The organism is Marinobacter algicola DG893, from assembly GCF_000170835.1.
Taxonomy (GTDB): Bacteria; Pseudomonadota; Gammaproteobacteria; order Pseudomonadales; family Oleiphilaceae; genus Marinobacter; species Marinobacter algicola.
The window spans coordinates 1-17,250 of sequence record NZ_ABCP01000030.1 but is presented as its reverse complement, the minus strand read 5'-3'; the positions used below and the strand labels follow the sequence as shown (position 1 = coordinate 17,250).

Annotated in this window: 14 protein-coding genes; all 14 read right to left on the bottom strand. The window is 56.5% G+C overall.

Annotated elements, in window-relative coordinates:
• Positions 1-20: 20 nt before the first annotated feature.
• A complete protein-coding gene (gene purF / locus MDG893_RS15410; RefSeq protein WP_007154740.1) occupies positions 21-1,544 on the bottom strand; it encodes an amidophosphoribosyltransferase in 1,524 nt (507 codons plus the stop codon).
• Positions 1,545-1,579: 35 nt separating this feature from the next.
• A complete protein-coding gene (locus MDG893_RS15405; protein ID WP_007154739.1) occupies positions 1,580-2,149 on the bottom strand; it encodes a CvpA family protein in 570 nt (189 codons plus the stop codon).
• Between the two features lie 95 nt (positions 2,150-2,244).
• The gene (locus MDG893_RS15400; RefSeq protein WP_007154738.1) at positions 2,245-2,919 is read right to left on the bottom strand and encodes an SPOR domain-containing protein; all 675 of its coding nucleotides are present in this window, start codon (positions 2,917-2,919) and stop codon (positions 2,245-2,247) included.
• Between the two features lie 112 nt (positions 2,920-3,031).
• The gene (gene folC, locus MDG893_RS15395; protein ID WP_007154737.1) at positions 3,032-4,351 is read right to left on the bottom strand and encodes a bifunctional tetrahydrofolate synthase/dihydrofolate synthase; all 1,320 of its coding nucleotides are present in this window, start codon (positions 4,349-4,351) and stop codon (positions 3,032-3,034) included.
• Positions 4,335-5,261, bottom strand: coding sequence for an acetyl-CoA carboxylase, carboxyltransferase subunit beta (accD, locus tag MDG893_RS15390; RefSeq protein ID WP_007154736.1), 927 nt, complete (start codon positions 5,259-5,261; stop codon positions 4,335-4,337). The genes folC and accD overlap by 17 nt, the downstream gene beginning before the upstream one ends.
• 40 nt (positions 5,262-5,301) lie before the next feature.
• Entirely contained in the window at positions 5,302-6,114 is an 813-nt protein-coding gene (gene trpA / locus MDG893_RS15385; protein ID WP_007154735.1) for a tryptophan synthase subunit alpha, read from the bottom strand.
• A gap of 74 nt (positions 6,115-6,188) precedes the next feature.
• A complete protein-coding gene (gene trpB / locus MDG893_RS15380) occupies positions 6,189-7,397 on the bottom strand; it encodes a tryptophan synthase subunit beta (protein WP_208855211.1) in 1,209 nt (402 codons plus the stop codon).
• Entirely contained in the window at positions 7,390-8,019 is a 630-nt protein-coding gene (locus tag MDG893_RS15375) for a phosphoribosylanthranilate isomerase (RefSeq protein WP_007154733.1), read from the bottom strand. The genes trpB and MDG893_RS15375 overlap by 8 nt, the downstream gene beginning before the upstream one ends.
• A gap of 7 nt (positions 8,020-8,026) precedes the next feature.
• Positions 8,027-8,923: a tRNA pseudouridine(38-40) synthase TruA gene (gene truA / locus MDG893_RS15370; protein WP_007154732.1), complete on the bottom strand. Its 897-nt coding sequence runs from the start codon at positions 8,921-8,923 to the stop codon at positions 8,027-8,029.
• Positions 8,924-9,030: 107 nt separating this feature from the next.
• On the bottom strand, positions 9,031-12,201 hold the full coding sequence (locus MDG893_RS15365) for a FimV/HubP family polar landmark protein (protein WP_007154731.1): 3,171 nt from the start codon (positions 12,199-12,201) through the stop codon (positions 9,031-9,033).
• A gap of 379 nt (positions 12,202-12,580) precedes the next feature.
• A complete protein-coding gene (gene asd / locus MDG893_RS15355) occupies positions 12,581-13,696 on the bottom strand; it encodes an aspartate-semialdehyde dehydrogenase (RefSeq protein WP_007154729.1) in 1,116 nt (371 codons plus the stop codon).
• 133 nt (positions 13,697-13,829) lie between these two features.
• Positions 13,830-14,903, bottom strand: a complete 1,074-nt coding sequence (gene leuB / locus MDG893_RS15350) for a 3-isopropylmalate dehydrogenase (protein ID WP_007154728.1) — start codon at positions 14,901-14,903, stop codon at positions 13,830-13,832.
• 44 nt (positions 14,904-14,947) lie between these two features.
• On the bottom strand, positions 14,948-15,595 hold the full coding sequence (gene leuD / locus MDG893_RS15345; protein WP_007154727.1) for a 3-isopropylmalate dehydratase small subunit: 648 nt from the start codon (positions 15,593-15,595) through the stop codon (positions 14,948-14,950).
• Between the two features lie 17 nt (positions 15,596-15,612).
• Entirely contained in the window at positions 15,613-17,031 is a 1,419-nt protein-coding gene (leuC, locus tag MDG893_RS15340) for a 3-isopropylmalate dehydratase large subunit (RefSeq protein ID WP_007154726.1), read from the bottom strand.
• Positions 17,032-17,250: the final 219 nt, after the last annotated feature.

Genomic DNA, 17,250 nt, shown 5'->3' with positions numbered 1-17,250 from the left:
CTGTTTATGGCCATGCTGGGTCAATCTTCGTCGTTGTACAGATCAATAATGCCGTTGTCTGAGGAATCCCCCGCACCGGCCTGAAAGCGGTTTTCGTCGTTGCGAGCGGCCTCCAGTTTGTTGAGGTAGGCTTCGTCCACATCACCGGTGATGTAATTGCCGGTAAAGACGGAGCACTCCCACCCCTCGATTTCCGGATTAACGTCATTTACACAGGTAATGAGATCATCCAGATCCTGGTATAACAACCAATCCGCACCGATGAGTTCGCCAATTTCCTGAACACTTCGATCGTGGGCAATCAACTCGTTCACCGATGGCATATCAATACCGTAGACATTCGGATAACGAACCGGAGGCGCTGCTGACGCGAAGTAAACCTTGCGGGCACCGGCATCCCTGGCCATCTGAACGATTTCCTTGCAGGTGGTACCCCGCACAATGGAATCGTCGACCAGCATGACGTTCTTGCCCCGGAACTCCAGATCGATCGGGTTCAGCTTCTGACGCACGGACTTCTTACGCATCTTCTGGCCAGGCATGATGAAGGTACGGCCGATGTAGCGATTCTTGATAAAACCTTCACGGAACTTCACCCCGAGCCGATGCGCCATCTGCATGGCAGAAGTGCGGCTGGTATCCGGTATCGGCATCACTACATCGATATCGTGTTCCGGGCGCTCCCGCAGTACTTTCTCCGCCAGGGTTTCCCCCATCCGCAGCCTTGCCTTGTACACCGACACCTTGTCGATAATTGAATCCGGCCGTGCAAAATACACATGCTCGAAGATACAGGGGTAAAGGTGGGCTTCCTCAGCGCATTGCTGGGTATATAGCGTGCCATCGGTTTCAATGTACACCGCCTCACCCGGCGCGATATCCCGCACCAGTTTGAAACCCGCAGCGCTCAGAGCCACGCTCTCGGAGGCAATCATGTACTCCTCCCCCTCTTCGGTCTTGCGCACGCCATAACAGGCCGGGCGAATGCCGTTGGGGTCACGGAAGCCGACGATGCCATATCCGGTGATCATGGCTATTACCGCATAAGCGCCACGGCAGCGTTTGTGCACGGCCCGAACAGCCGCAAAAATCTCTTCCTTGGTCGGGTCGAGTTTGCCCAGCTTCTGAAGCTCATGGGCAAACACATTCAACAGGACTTCGGAATCGGAGTTGGTGTTGATGTGGCGGAGATCGGTACGAAACAGATCACGGCTGAGGTCGTCGGCGTTGGTCAGATTGCCGTTGTGGGCCAGGGTAATGCCGTAGGGGCTGTTGACATAAAACGGCTGCGCCTCCGCCGAACTGGAACTGCCCGCCGTGGGATACCTAACATGGCCGATACCAACATTACCCACCAGTCGGCGCATGTGACGGGTACGGAACACGTCCCGCACCAGACCGTTGTCCTTGCGCAGGTAAAAGCGCTCATTCTGAAAGGTTACAATTCCCGCTGCATCCTGGCCCCGGTGTTGTAATACGGTCAGCGCGTCGTAAAGCGACTGATTCACGTTGGAAGTACTGACTATGCCGACAATGCCACACATGGATACGGTAATCTCCGAAGCGTTAATACTGAATGTTAGCGGGACGCGGAAGCGGGTTCCACGTTATCTTCCTGCTGAGAACCGGAGGGGTCATCCATTTCCCCGCCTGCCGGCCCGAGAAAGCGGGCAAATTCATCTCCGAGGGTTCTTCTTGACCAATCTTCCACCACGGCCAGACGGTCTATCATGATGGACGTACGCCACCAGGTATCTTGTGCAAGCGGCGTATAGCGGGTAAGTGCAATCCCGACAATCACCACCACAACGCCCCGTAAAAGGCCGAATCCCATGCCGAGCACTCTGTCAGTGGCGGAAAGCCCGGTCGCCCTGACAAGATGACCGATCATGTTATTGATTATGGCACCAACGATAAGGGTACCAAAGAACAGGATCGCGAAGGCGGCCACAAGCCGCACAAGCGGCGTTTCAACGGTGCTCTCAAGGAGAGATTGCATCTGGGGGTGGAATGTTCGGGCAAGAATAAACGCCCCCACCCACGTAATCAGCGAAAGCGCTTCTTTCACAAAGCCACGCTTCAGGCTGATTAGGGTGGAAACTGTTATCAGGGCAATGATGACCCAGTCGATCCAGATCAGCGCATCCATGGAAAACCCGGTGAAAATAAGGAAGCGCGAATTCTATCAGGAAACGTCACCCGACCAAACCGCCCTGTACGCACAAGTGACCGTAGAGGCCTGCGTTATTTGTCGCCGGAGGTCACCAGGCTGTTGAGACCAAAGGCTTTGTCAAGCGCCTGTTTTGCTCTTTCAGCTTCAGCCTTTTCCGCAAACGGGCCACTAAAGACACGGGTCAGCTCGGTGTCACCGCGCGTGACCTGTTGCAGGTGGGAGTTGTAACCCTTGTCACGAACCTTGTCACGCAGCCGCCTGGCGTTATCACCGCTGCCAAAACTGCCCAACTGAACAACCCATGCGCCTTCCAAGGAACGGGTATACTCTGCTGAATCCGCCTCAGTGGCTGGATTGTCGGAGACAGAGTCCGAGCTGGCGTTGGCGGATGACGATGGTTCTGAAGCTGGCGCCGGCTCCGGAGGATTCTGGGATTCTTCGACAGCATTGGTGACAGTCTGAGGCTCTGTACCCGCCATGTCAGCATCGGTTGTTGGCTGGTCATTTGACAGTTGGGGAGCCTGATCCGGCTCGCCAGAGGCATCACTTTCCTCAAGCCGGTACGCCGGGGCATCGGAAAGTTCCGGCTCGGGCGCGTCCACTTCGGGGAACGGCGGTTCTTCCGGGATCTTGATGGTGGTGGATTCACGCTCGGAATGAGGCTCATCGAACATCATCGGCACAAAGATGACGGCAAGTGACACCAGTACGAGAGCCCCGATGATTCTTTGTTTCAGTCCGTCCACGTTAGGTTGTCCCCTGTTTGTTCCTGCCCCGCCATCATTGACGACTTTCTGTGCCCGATACTAACCGCCCAATGCTGAGAACTCAAAGCTTCGACGACGGAATGAAGGATATTTAAGACGGCGCTTTCCCCAGGGCAATCCGAGCCTGCGCTACCGTGTAGAAGGATCCGAATACAACCACCACATCCTCCGGACCGGCGCCACCCAGAGCATTCTCCAGGGCCACTTTGACTGAGCCGGAAACTGTTGCTACAGGCTTCCGAAGCAGTCCACCTATACGATTAACCAGCTCAACACCGGACAATCCACGAGGAACGTCCAGGCCTGCCAGATACCACTCGTCGACGACCGGAGCCATTGCGCCAGCCACCCCTTCCACATCCTTATCTTCGAGCGCGGCGTAGACAGCAATAACGCGACCGGCCTCCCGCCGCCCGATGCGAGCCGCCAGCCAGTTGGCGGCGTGGGGATTGTGGCCGACATCAACCACCACCCGAGGTTGCTGCTGCAACACTTCATAGCGACCTGGCAACGTCAGCCGGGCGATAACCTGCTCGATGGCACTGGGCGCCAATTCCGGCGCCAACTGTCTGATAGCAACAACTGCAGCGGCAAGACTGTGGACGGGAAGCCCGTTGTCTGGAAGCACTACCCGGTCACCGTAACGAGCCTGCTCCAGCCAAAGGCAGCCAACGGGCGCCATGCCTGGGTCGCACGGCACCAACTGATACGTCTCACCTGGCCTTTCGAGCTGGACCTTCTGGGCCGCCGCCTGCTGCAACACCGACTCAGGTGGATCGATATCAGCGTAGACAGCGGGTATGCCGGGGCGAAGGATGCCTGCCTTCTCAAAACCAATGACCTCACGGTTGTCTCCGAGGAAGGCAACGTGATCGATATCAACGGAGGTAATGATGGCCAAGTCCGGATCCAGAACGTTGACCGCATCCAGGCGCCCGCCGAGCCCAACTTCAAGAACCCAATCCTCGACACCCGCCTCTTCGAACAACACAAACGCGGCAAGGGTTCCGAATTCGAAATACGTCAGCGTGGTATCACGGCGCGCTATCTCCACCCGGGAAAAGGCACGAACCAACTGGTCGTCACTAACGTCCGCCCCGTTGATCCTTACCCGCTCGTTATAGTTCTGAAGATGGGGAGAGGTATAGGCTCCGGTCGATCGCCCCGATGCCATTAACAGCTTCTCTAGTGCCGCTACCGCACTGCCTTTTCCATTGGTACCTGCGATGGTGATAATGCGCCCGGCCGGATTGCGGCGAAACAGCCGTCGCAACACCAGGAGTACTCGGTCGAGACCAAGGTCGATTTCAGAAGGGTGGATCGATTCGAGGTAACCAAGCCACTGGTCAAGCGTGGCTTTATCGCCCGGGACAGCACTGCCCCGGGCGACCGGATTATTCTGTGGGGACATCGGTTTCGGGTCGCTCCGACACTTCGAACTCGATGGGCGCTTCCGTGGCGGGCTTATCCAGATCGGTAAACTTGGCCAACAAGGCAGCAATGCGTTCACGCATCTGATGACGATGAAGAATCATGTCGATGGCGCCATGTTCCAGCAGGAACTCGCTGCGCTGGAAACCTTCGGGCAACTTTTCACGAACGGTTTGCTCGATAACACGAGGGCCGGCGAAACCGATCAAGGCGTAAGGTTCCGCGATGTTCAGATCTCCCAGCATGGCAAGACTTGCGGATACGCCACCGAATACCGGGTCGGTCATAACCGAGATATAGGGAATGCCTTCCTGCTTCATGCGCTCAAGCACGGCAGCCGTCTTGGACATCTGCATCAGCGACAGGATTGCCTCCTGCATTCGCGCGCCACCGCTGGCTGAGAAACACACCAATGGAATCCGCTCCTCCAGACACACATTGGCCGCCTGAACGAACTTTTCACCCACGACCTGCCCCATGGAGCCGCCAAGGAAGTTGAATTCAAAGGCCACCGCAACCAGCGGAATATCCAGGCAGGAGCCACGCATGGCAACCAAGGCATCTTTCTCGCCAGTGGCTTTCTGGTTCTGGCTCAGGCGATCCTTGTAACGCTTGCTGTCCTTGAACTTCAGGCGGTCCCAAGGTTCCAGATCGGCCGCGATCTCCTGGCGGCCGTCGGCGTCCAGGAAAACATCCAGGCGACGGCGGGCAGTTATCCTCAGGTGATGCTGGCACTTGGGGCACACGTCCAGATTCTTATCCAGTTCCGGCTTGTACAAAAACGCCCCGCACTTGGGACATTTCTTCCACAGACCTTCAGGAACTCCGGTCCGTTGTTTGGATTCCGAGCGGATCTTGCTCGGCATGATCTTGTCCAGCCAGTTACTCATGATCTCATCCTGTCCTTTGATGCCTGCGGGAACCTGACTGTCAGGAAGCCAGGCTGTCCAGTGCTTCTCGCATCGGGTGGAGCAGATCCGACAACGCCCGTTTGAGCTGATCAGGATCCGCCTGATTTCGGGCTATTGTATCGACCAGTACACTGCCGACAATTACACCATCGGATACCCGGCCGACCGCTGCCGCTGTTGCAGCGTCACGAATGCCAAATCCAACACCCACCGGAAGCGCGGTCAATTCGTGAATATGGGACACCTTCGAGGCCACTTCATCGACATCGATCTTACCGGCGCCCGTAACACCCTTGAATGAAACATAGTACACATAGCCCGAACTGTGCTCACTGATTGCACGAATCCGGTCATCTGTGGTGGTTGGTGCCAACAGAAAAATCGCGTCAAGGTTTCGAGCCGTAAACAATGGCGCCACTTCGTCCGCTTCTTCCGGTGGCAAATCCACCGTCAGGATACCGTCAACTCCGGCCTCAACAGCCGCGTCAGCGAACTTCTCCTGGCCCATGGCTTCCATGGGATTAAGGTAGCCCATCAGCACCACCGGTGTGGCATTATCTTTCTCGCGGAACGTTTTCACCATTCCCAGCACCTGCCGCAATGACGTCCCATGCACCAGCGCTCTTTCACACGCTTGTTGAATCACCGGGCCGTCCGCCATCGGGTCGGAGAAGGGCACGCCCAGTTCGATGATATCTGCGCCCGCCGAAACCAGGGTGTGCATCAGGTCAACGGTCAGATCCGGATGTGGATCGCCAGCGGTAATGTACGGAATCAGCGCCTTGCGACCCTGCCCTTTCAGGGCTTTCAGCACCCCTTCGATTCGACTCATGCCTGCTCCTGTGATTATTCCTGCACTGCAGCCCTTACCGGCCCGGCAACCTGCCTTCAGGTACCGGGCAACTGCTAAACCTCTATGCCATCCAGTTGAGCGATGGTGTGTATGTCCTTGTCACCGCGACCGGAGACGTTGATTACCACCACCTGATCCTTATCCATCGTGGCAGCCAGCTTGATAGCGTAGGCCACTGCATGGGCGGTCTCAAGCGCCGGCATAATACCCTCTACCCGCGTCAGCTTCCGGAAGCCATCCAGTGCTTCATCGTCGGTCACCGAGACGTAGTGGGCGCGGCCAATGTCCTTGAGCCAACTGTGTTCAGGCCCGACGCCCGGATAATCCAGGCCGGCACTGACCGAATGGGTGCCCGCAATCTGGCCATTCTCGTCTTCCATCAGGTACGTCCGGTTTCCGTGAAGAACACCCGGGCGTCCCGCGCTCAGCGGCGCCGCGTGCTTTCCGGTCTCAATACCCAGGCCACCAGCTTCCACACCGTACATTTCCACGCTCTCGTCGGTCAGGAACGGATAGAACATGCCGATGGCGTTGGAACCACCGCCGACACAGGCCACCAGCGCATCCGGCAGTTTACCCGCCTGGGCCAGGGACTGTTCACGGGTTTCTCGCCCGATGACGGACTGAAAATCACGCACCAGCAGCGGATAAGGGTGAGGCCCGGCAACCGTACCAATGATGTAGAAGGTGTCGTCAACGTTCGCCACCCAGTCACGCATGGCGTCGTTCATGGCGTCCTTGAGGGTGCGCGTTCCGCTCTGAACCGAGTGAACCTCAGCGCCGAGCAGTTTCATCCGGTAAACGTTCAGGGACTGCCGCTTTACATCCTCGGCGCCCATGAACACGTGGCACTCGAGGCCCAGGCGCGCGCACACAGTCGCTGTGGCAACACCGTGCTGCCCGGCACCTGTTTCCGCAATGACCCGTTTCTTGCCCAGGAAGCTCGCCAGTAACGCCTGACCGATGGTGTTATTTACCTTGTGCGCACCCGTGTGGTTGAGGTCTTCACGCTTCAGCCAGATTTGCGCCCCACCGGTTTCCCGGCTCAGTCTTTCAGCAAAATAAAGCGGGCTGGGCCGCCCAACATAATGCGCGAGATCCCGATCAAACTCCGCCTGGAATTCTGGATCGTCCTTCAGCCTTTTGTACTCTCGCTCCAGGGTCAGCAGCGAATCAAACAGGGTTTCAGAGACAAATCTTCCGCCGTAAGCACCAAAGTGACCCCGTGCATCCGGAAGCGCCTTGAGCATTTCTTCAGTCAGTTTCATCGACACGGTGAACCTCGTTTATAAAATCAGTGATCTTTTCGTCGTCTTTGATGCCTTTGCTGCTTTCCACACCACCACTGACATCGACGGCCCAGGGGCGCACCTGCGCAACAGCGCGGGATACATTATCAGAAGCCAGGCCGCCGGCCAATATGAGAGGTAATGGGCGCCTGGACGGTATCAACGACCAGTTAAAGGACTGTCCGGTACCGCCGTATTTCTGCGGATCCCATGCATCCACCAGCAAACCGCTGGCATTGCGGTAACGCTCAAAGGCATGTTCGATATCATCCGTTTCGCGCACCCGCACAGCCTTAATCCAGCGAACACCGAAACTGTTGCAAAACTCCGGGGATTCATCGCCATGGAACTGAAGGAGCCCCAGTGGCACCCTCGACAGCACCTCCTGAACGTAAGACGATTCAGGGTTAACAAACAGCCCCGTTGCCATTACAAAAGGGGGAACCGCATCAACCAGCTCTCTGGCCGCATCAGGTGCCACATACCTTGGGCTGGGCTCGTAGAATACGAAACCCAGGGCATCCGCCCCGGCGTTGGCAGCGGCAATAACGTCCTGCTTTCGGGTGATACCGCAGATCTTGACCCGGGTTTTCATAAGCCGTCTATCGCTGTTTTCGGTGTATGTGAGTCGGACTGCGTGGTCGGTTTTCATCAGCCTCAAACCAGGGTGCGACGAACGCTGGCCCGCATTGGGCTGCCGGGATAGAGAACCCATCCGGATACCCTACATCCACCAGATACAGTCCATGGGGCGGTGCCGTAACACCTGCAACAGTCCGGTCCCTGGCCTCAAGTATCTCACGAATCCACTCCGGCCGCTGCTTCCCTGTACCCACCGACATCAGTGCACCGGCGATATTGCGAACCATATGATGCAGGAACGCATTTGCCTGCACATCTATTACGACGAAGTCCCCTTTTCGGGTTACCTCGATGGCTTCAAGAAACCGAATGGGTGACCTCGACTGACAACCAGCCGCGCGAAACGACGAAAAATCGTGTTCACCGCAAAGGAACTGGGCAGCCTGATGCATCAGCGCTTCGTCCAGAGGCCGAAACGTCCAGCTCACCTGACCATGAAGGATGCCCGGCCTTACTGCATGGTTATAGATCACATAACGGTATCGGCGATAGGTTGCGGAAAAACGGGCGTGGAAGTCATCCACCCCATTACCGGCCCAATGAACCGCGATATCCTGCGGTAATGAGGTGTTGATGCCCATAACCCAGGACCTGGGATTACGCACCGAGGGTGTCTCGAAATGCGCAATCTGGTAACTGGCGTGCACGCCCGCATCGGTGCGGCCCGCACATACAAGCTCAACAGGATGGTCAGCAACCTTTGAAACCGCCTGGGTCAGCTCTCCCTGAACCGACCGCACGCCTGATTTCTGATATTGCCAGCCGTGGAAGCCCCGGCCATCGTACTCAAAGGCAATCGCGACCCGCCCCGCCCCGATGGCGCTGTCAGTGGTCAGTGGTTGTGGCGTAACAAACAATGAAGTGTCCGGATTGACAAGCTGATAGTAAAAAACAAAACGCCGGCTTTAATCCGGGATGGGCCCGGTAGCCGGCGTTTCGCGTTCGCTGTACTGATTATATCGAATCAGGACAGATTTTTAAGGAGATCCTGAGCCTCCGCTTTTTGCTCCTCATTTCCTTCCAGAGCCACTTCCTCAAGGATATCCCTGGCTCCATCGACATCACCCATTTCCACATAGGCTCTGGCAAGATCAAGCTTGGTTGACGCTTCATCGGTGCCTGTCAGGAAATCGAAATCATCGTCGTCGCCAAGATCGGATTCATCGATATCATCCGCGCCGGAAGCAGCCTTTGAGGACGCAGGATCAGATGCCACGGGAGGCTCACCGGACTCCTCCTCCGCAGTCTCGGCGGCAGCAAGATCATCATCGCTGAGTTCAGGAAGATCGTCTTCCACCTCCTCGACGCCTGCTATTGTCTCTTCCGGATCGGCAGGTTCCTCACCCGTCAGAGTATCCTCAAGACCGAGTTCTTCATCCAGAGGAGTGGAATTCTCCTTCTGCTGATCGGTATTCGCATCTGTGCCGGCGGAATCTCCGGAATCGGCAAACTCTTCCATAAGCGCAAGGTCCTCGTCGGAAACGTCAAGCTCAAGGTCGTCAAGTTCGCTTTGCTCGTCGTCGGCTGGCGACTCATCTTCGCCGGCAACCTTATCCAATTCAGCATCCAGTTCGTCCAGGAAAGATTCGTCCAGGGAATCCAGGTCATTTTCTTCCAGATCGCCTTCTTCCAGGCTGTCAACGTCCAGCTCTTGACCTTCAGAGTCGTCAGCGCCGGCGGTTTCCAGATCGTCTTCATCAAGTTCCAGCGAGTCGAACTCATCCGATTCGTCAGTTGTTTCGCTGGACTCCTGTTCATCCTCCGCGAAATCAAGGCTCAGATCATCGTCTTCCCCGGATGCTTTCGACTCCTCAGTTGACTCATCCTCAAGTGAAAAGTCGAAAGCATCGTCAGCAAGATCTTCGGACTTGTCAGTGGACGCTTCTTCTTTATCATCTGAGGCATCAATGCCAGAGAGATCATATTCAATCAGATCATCCGGGCCCGGCTCCTTTTCGGAATCCTCGGCGTAGACGTCGTCAGTTTCGTCCAGATCCGAAAAATCCGTCTCCAGGCTACTAAACTCATCTTCAGCCTCGTCATCCAATGACGGTTCATTTCGGTCCGAAGCCGGCTCATTGAATGCGGTATCCTCGTCACGCGGGCTGGTATCGAAAGAATCCGATCTCAGCTGCGATTCCAGATCATCGATGCTGGGCATTGACTCAGCCTCTTCGAGGCGCGCGCGCATTTCGTGCGCTTCGGCGATAGCCTGGTCGTCGTCCAGGGCCTCAACCTCACCGAGCTGTTTCTCAAAAGATTGCCGGTCCTGGGTATCCGCGTACACACCAAGTAGTTTCAGGCGCAGGTCCGTACGACTGGGTTCGCGAGAAATCGCGGTTTCCAGAGACTGCGCCGCCTGATCCATGCGCCCATACGCAATGTAGGCGTCGGCCTCCGCCAGAGGATCACTGTCTGGTGTATCCGTACCGTCTTCGTCATCCAAGGTGAGATCGAAGGTATCGGTCTCCGCGTCCGTTTCACTGTTCAGCTGGTCGTAAAACGCTTTCTCACGATTGGCATTGCGACGTGCCAGCAACAGTAGAAGCAACAACAACACGACCAGACCGCCACCGAGTGCTATCTGATACATCGGATTGTTGGTGATCGCGCTGATGATGTTGTCCGGGAAACCCTTTTCAGGCTCCGCCGGTGATGTTGATACCTCGTTGGCAGGCTGCTCGGATGCTGGTGCAGCAACGTCGGCTTCCTGCTGATCGACTTTTTCCGCAGGCGCAGTACCGGCATCCATCCCATCGGACGCAACTTCGCCCTCGGTCATGTCGGCATCATCGCCCATCCCCGCGGCGTCAGCACCTTCTTCGGCGTCCGCTGCGGTGGTTTCATCCATATCGGTTGTCGCAGGCTCAGCCGCATCTTCGTCAGCAGCCATACTGCCCGCAACATCCGCATCTTCTGCGACCATATCAGCGGCGTCGCCGTCGGCAGACGTTTCTGTCTCCTCCTGGGCTGCCTGCTCAGACATTGTCTCCGTCTGCGGTGCATCTGCAGACTGGCCGCTGTCGCCTTCAGCCTGCTGCATTTCAGCAAGCTGGGTATTTTTCAGTTCCAACAAGCGCTGAAGCGTTTCGACTTGATTCTGAAGATCGTCAACCCGACCGCTCAGCTCATCATTTTCTCGTCGAGCACTTTCGAGCTCTTCCATGGCAACGGCGGAGCCGGCGTCCACGCCACCAGCGGTATCACCATCACCGCCCGCAGAACCACCTTCTTCGGCATCACGAGTATTGCTATCTTCACTTGCAAGCAACCTCAGCTCATCACCACCAGCCTGCTCACCACCACTCTGCCCAGAGGCAACTGCGGTATCTGTGGCATCCACAGTGCGTTGCGGCGTCGAGAGCGCGCTGTTCTGCGCGGCCACCTGACGGTTGGCTTCAGCACGGGAACGACTGCGAATCTGTTCGATATCCGGCACCCGCAGCACTTCGCCGCGCTTAAGCCGGTTGATATTACCCGCAATGAACGCGTCTGGGTTCAGGTCCTGGAGCGCAAGCATGACCTGCTGCATGGACACACTGCTGTCGGGGCGAACACTCTCTGCAATATTCCAGAGGGTATCGGAAGGCCCGGTGGGCCCGAGAGTCCGTGCACGCTGGGTGGTTGTTCGTTGGGGCTCCTGGGACGTCGATCTGGCCTGTTGCTGACGCGCGGGCTCGGATGCCTGACGTGTGGCCGGAGCGGCAACCTCTTCCCGCATACCGGACTCCTCCGCATACACTGGAGGATCAACCAACACCGCGTATTCCCGCATCAGCCGACCATTAGGCCAGGTCACTTCAAGCAGGAAGTTGAGGTAGGGTTCCCGTAATGGCTCACGGGACGACACGTTCACCACCAGGCTGCCATCGCGGGCGGTGGTGACGCGAAAATCAAGTTTGGTAAGGAAATAGCTCCGGTCGATACCAACCCGTTCATAGGCCGAATCGGGAGCGATGTTTACGAATACATCACCAGGGTCGACGCCCTCGCTTTTACGCAGACTGATATCCGCGTCCAGAGGCTCATTCAGATAGGACTGTAATTCAATCTCACCCAGACCCAGGGCCTGTGCGACGCCAGAACCGAGCCCTCCCGCCAGAGCCAGAGCAACCGCAAGCTTGCGTACCTTCATGCTTTTTCCTTACCAGTCTCCGTTATTCGTTACTGTTTTCACAAACAGAATCGGACGAGGTTGGATGACTTCCGTCTTGATTACTATCGTTATTATGTAAAGTTTTTAATATTCAGCCCGGCAAGTATTGTTGATAAAACCTCTTTTATCAATCAATCAGCCGCAGTCCTTGTACCATTTTTTCATAAATGGTCGGGAACATATTGTTACCGAACGATGATCCGGTGGCCCCGAATAGCCAAAGTCTAGCCCACAAGAACCCAAACATGTACAAAACGCTTCCGAAAATAACAGGGGCGGAGGCGTATTTCAGCCTCCGCTCGATCAGTTCTCTGAAACCGGACACAGTTGGCATAATATTGCCCGCTGCGGGACTGTGTTACTGTTCCTGCAGTATGCGAAGCATCCGCCTAAGCGGTTCCGCCGCGCCCCACAGCAACTGATCACCCACAGTGAACGCTGAGATATACTCAGGCCCCATGGTCAGCTTCCGGATACGGCCGATGGGAACACTCAATGTACCCGTGACCTTCGCCGGGGTGAGCTCCCGAAGGGTGGCATCCCGCTCATTGGGAATCACCTTCACCCAGTCGTTGGCTTTGGCCAGGATGGACTCGATCTCGGAAACCGGAAGGTCCTTCTTCAATTTGATGGTCAAGGCCTGACTGTGGGAACGCATGGCACCGATACGAACGCAAATGCCGTCGATGGGAATCGGATTGCTGCTGCGGCCAAGAATCTTGTTGGTCTCGACGCCCGCTTTCCATTCTTCCTTGCTCATGCCGTTATCAAGCTGCTTGTCGATAAACGGAATCAGACTGCCTGCCAGCGGCACTTCAAAATGCTCGGTGGGAAAACCGTCCGAACGCATGGTTTCGGTTACCTTGCGATCGATATCGAGGATAGCCGAGGATGGGTCCGTCAGCTCGTCACTCACGCTGCCCTTCAGCTCGCCCATCTGGTTGAGCAGTTCCCGCATGTTCTGGGCACCGGAACCAGACGCCGCCTGATAGGTCATAGGCGATACCCATTCGATCAGGTCCTGCTCCAGCAGCCCGCCAAGGGCCAGCATCATCAGGCTGACAGTACAGTTACCACCAACGTAATCCTTCACGCCCTTCGCCAGGGCATCGTCAATCACGTTGCGGTTGACCGGATCAAGAACGATGACGGAATGATCGACCATCCGCAGCGTGGAAGCGGCGTCAATCCAGTACCCCTGCCATCCGGCATCACGGAGCTTCTGGTACACGGCACCGGTGTAATCCCCGCCCTGGCAGGTAACCACGACATCCAGCGTTTTCAGGGTATCGATATCGAAGGCATCCTGCAGCGCAGGCACACCTTCTTTACCTACATCCGGCGCAGGTTTTCCAGCCTGGGAAGTGGTAAAGAAGATCGGTTCGATATCTGCAAAATCGTTTTCTTCACGCATGCGCTGCATGAGGACAGAGCCCACCATACCGCGCCAGCCAATAAGTCCAACTCGCTTCATGTGCGACCTTTGAACCTCGTTTTATGCCCGCCCTCTACCTGTATCGCTGGCAGGGACAGGATGGATGATCCCGCGACAACCGCATCGCGTTGTCGTCGGGTCTCAAAAACTTGCCGGCCTCAGATTTCCGACCTCAGAGTGCCGCCAGAACGGCATCGCCCATCTCTCGGGTCGATACTTTCCGGCCATCAGCAGACATGATATCCGCTGTCCTCAGGCCCTGATCCAGCACTTTACTGACCGCAGCCTCTATCGCCTCGGCGGCCTTTTCCTCGCCAAGGCTGTATCGCAGCATCATTGCGCCACTGAGGATAGTAGCCAGCGGGTTGGCTATGCCCTTACCTGCAATATCGGGTGCGGACCCATGACAGGGCTCGTACATACCCTGCTTCTCGGAGTTCAGAGACGCAGAGGGCAACATCCCAATGGATCCCGTCAGCATAGCCGCTTCGTCAGAAAGAATATCACCAAACATGTTGCCAGTCACAATCACATCAAACTGTTTGGGTGCCCTGACCAGCTGCATGGCGGCGTTATCCACGTACATATGGGAGAGCTCAACATCCGGGTATTCTCGGCGCAGGTCTTCCATGATTTCCCGCCACAAAACAGTTACTTCCAGCACATTCGCCTTGTCGACAGAGCAGAGTTTCTTGCCACGCTGCTGGGCCGCTTCAAAGGCGACACGGCCAATACGACGAATTTCCGATTCCGTGTAGGCGTAAGTGTTGTAGCCCTGACGCTCTCCACTTTCCAGTTCACGCACGCCCCGAGGCTGGCCAAAATAGATGCCGCCGGTTAACTCCCGAACAATCATGATATCGAGGCCGGAGACCACCTCTGGTTTCAGAGAAGACGCAGACGCAAGCTGTGGGTACAGAATGGCCGGGCGCAGATTGGCAAACAACTCAAGGTTCGAGCGCAGGCCAAGCAGTCCCTTTTCAGGGCGACTGGCCATTGGGCGCTTGTCCCACTGGGGGCCGCCCACGGCGCCCAGCAGGATGGCATCTGCCTTACGAGCCTTGTCCAGGGTATCGTCTGGAAGTGGCGTATCTGTCTCGTCGATGGCTGCACCGCCAACCAGAGCGGACTCAAAATGCAGCTCCAGACCGAATTGCTCGTTTATCTTGCGCAGAACCTTTTCCGCTTCGGCGACAATTTCCGGGCCAATGCCATCGCCAGGGAGCATCAGGATAGATCGGGACATAATGATTCCTTGAAGGTCAATTTGTTTTGGGAATACAGGGCGAATCAGCGACCGGCATCAAATAACCAAGGCGCAGTCTTGCGTCTCGACGCTTCGTAGGCCGTTATGACCTCCGCGTCTTCAAGCGTGACACCGATATCATCCAGGCCGTTCAGCAGGCAATGTCGACGAAAATCATCAACCTCAAAGTTGAACGATTCGCCGGACGGCGTGGTAACGGTTTTGGCTTCGAGATCTATCGCCAGCTGGTATCCCTCTTCCGCCTCGGTTTCGTGAAACAGCCGGTCCACAATTTTCTCTTCTAAAACAATCGGCAACAAGCCATTCTTAAAACAGTTGTTATAGAAAATGTCGGCGAAACTGGGCGCAATAATAACGTGGAACCCATAGTCCTCAAGCGCCCAGGGGGCATGTTCGCGGCTGGAACCACAACCAAAGTTGCGCCGCGCCAGAAGCACGCTGGCATTCTTGTAGCGATCCTGATTAAGCATGAAGTCCGGATTGATAGGCCGCTGTGAGCAGTCCTGGTCCGGCTTGCCTTCATCCAGGTAACGCAGTTCGTCAAACAGGTTCGGCCCGAAGCCGGTACGCTTGATGGACTTCAGAAACTGCTTGGGAATGATCATGTCCGTATCCACATTGGACCGGTCCATGGGGGCAACAATGCCCTGGTGTTGCTTTAATGCTCGCATGGTGAGTCTCCTGTGGATCAGTTCATCATCTCGCGGACATCAACGAAGTGGCCGTTGATCGCCGCCGCCGCTGCCATCGCCGGGCTAACCAGATGGGTACGCCCGCCGAAGCCCTGACGGCCCTCGAAGTTACGATTGGAAGTGGAAGCGCAGTGCTCCCCCTGCCCCAACTTGTCGGCGTTCATGGCCAGACACATGGAGCAGCCCGGATCACGCCACTCAAGACCGGCTTCAATAAAGATCTTGTCCAGCCCTTCCTGTTCCGCCTGCACCTTAACCAGACCGGAACCGGGCACCACCATCGCCTGCTTGAGCGATGACGACACCTTCCGACCCTTCACGACCGCCGCTGCTTCACGAAGATCCTCAATACGGCTGTTGGTACAGGAGCCAATAAACACGCGATCCAGCTTGATCTCAGTGATCGGCATATTGGGCTTCAGGCCCATGTACTTCAAGGCACGAACAATCCCCTCACGCTTGATCGGATCGGCTTCCGCCTCCGGGTCTGGCACATTGCCGCCAACGCCGGCGACCATCTCGGGAGACGTCCCCCAGCTCACCTGCGGCATGATTTCGGAACCGTCGAGCTCAACAACCTTATCGAACACTGCATCGTCATCGCTGTGCAATGTCTTCCAGTATTCAATGGCTTTCTCGCGCATCTCGCCCTTAGGCGCAAACGGGCGATCCTTGACGTAATCAATGGTGGTCTGGTCAACCGCAACCATACCCACCCGCGCACCGGCCTCGATGGACATGTTGCAGATGGTCATTCGGGCCTCCATCGAGAGACCGCGAATCGCCTCACCGCCAAATTCAATGGCACATCCCGTTCCGCCAGCGGTTCCGATCTTGCCAATGATGGCGAGGACAACGTCTTTCCCGGTCACGCCGGGCCCAAGCTTGCCATTCACCTTCACCAGCATGTTTTTCATTTTCTGCTGAACCAGACACTGGGTGGCGAGCACGTGCTCGACCTCTGACGTGCCGATACCATGGGCCAGGCAGCCGAATGCACCGTGGGTGGAGGTGTGGGAATCGCCACAAACAATGCTCATGCCCGGCAGTGTCGCGCCCTGCTCTGGCCCGATCACATGCACGATGCCCTGGCGCTGGTCCTTGATCTTGAATTCCAGGATGCCGAACTCGTCGCAATTCTTGTCCAGGGTTTCCACCTGAATCCGCGATACCGGGTCAACAATGCCTTCAATGCCCCGGGCACGGTCGGTGGTGGGTACGTTGTGATCCGGCGTCGCAAGATTGGCGTCCAGCCGCCAGGGCTTACGCCCGGCCAGGCGAAGGCCTTCGAAGGCCTGCGGCGAGGTGACTTCGTGTAGCAGATGCCGGTCGATGTAAATCAGCGCGGAGCCGTCATCCCGCTGTTTGACGAGATGGTCGTCCCACAATTTGTCGTATAAGGTCTTGCCCGCCATGTTCTCTCTCACTCTCTGGGGGTTTCTGTTTTTTCAGTATGGCTCCATCTTAACGCCTAGTTCTGGATAACCTCAATTCATGTTTTTTATGTTGTGCATTCCAATTTAGAATATTAGGATTTGGTGGGACCTGCTTTAAAGCCGGGCCTGCATGCTGGGCGCGGGTCGCGTAGTGGCAATAGCCTCCCAAAACACGCCGTTAACCCATCCATGGGGGCT

What these genes read in the sequence shown, in the direction of transcription:
- purF (WP_007154740.1), bottom strand. Translation starts at nt 1,544, where the DNA reads ATGTGTGGCATTGTCGGCATAGTCAGTACTTCCAACGTGAATCAGTCG.
- MDG893_RS15405 (WP_007154739.1), bottom strand. Translation starts at nt 2,149, where the DNA reads ATGGATGCGCTGATCTGGATCGACTGGGTCATCATTGCCCTGATAACA.
- folC (WP_007154737.1), bottom strand. Translation starts at nt 4,351, where the DNA reads ATGTCCCCACAGAATAATCCGGTCGCCCGGGGCAGTGCTGTCCCGGGC.
- accD (WP_007154736.1), bottom strand. Translation starts at nt 5,261, where the DNA reads ATGAGTAACTGGCTGGACAAGATCATGCCGAGCAAGATCCGCTCGGAA.
- trpA (WP_007154735.1), bottom strand. Translation starts at nt 6,114, where the DNA reads ATGAGTCGAATCGAAGGGGTGCTGAAAGCCCTGAAAGGGCAGGGTCGC.
- MDG893_RS15375 (WP_007154733.1), bottom strand. Translation starts at nt 8,019, where the DNA reads ATGAAAACCCGGGTCAAGATCTGCGGTATCACCCGAAAGCAGGACGTT.
- MDG893_RS15365 (WP_007154731.1), bottom strand. Translation starts at nt 12,201, where the DNA reads ATGAAGGTACGCAAGCTTGCGGTTGCTCTGGCTCTGGCGGGAGGGCTC.
- asd (WP_007154729.1), bottom strand. Translation starts at nt 13,696, where the DNA reads ATGAAGCGAGTTGGACTTATTGGCTGGCGCGGTATGGTGGGCTCTGTC.
- leuB (WP_007154728.1), bottom strand. Translation starts at nt 14,903, where the DNA reads ATGTCCCGATCTATCCTGATGCTCCCTGGCGATGGCATTGGCCCGGAA.
- leuD (WP_007154727.1), bottom strand. Translation starts at nt 15,595, where the DNA reads ATGCGAGCATTAAAGCAACACCAGGGCATTGTTGCCCCCATGGACCGG.
- leuC (WP_007154726.1), bottom strand. Translation starts at nt 17,031, where the DNA reads ATGGCGGGCAAGACCTTATACGACAAATTGTGGGACGACCATCTCGTC.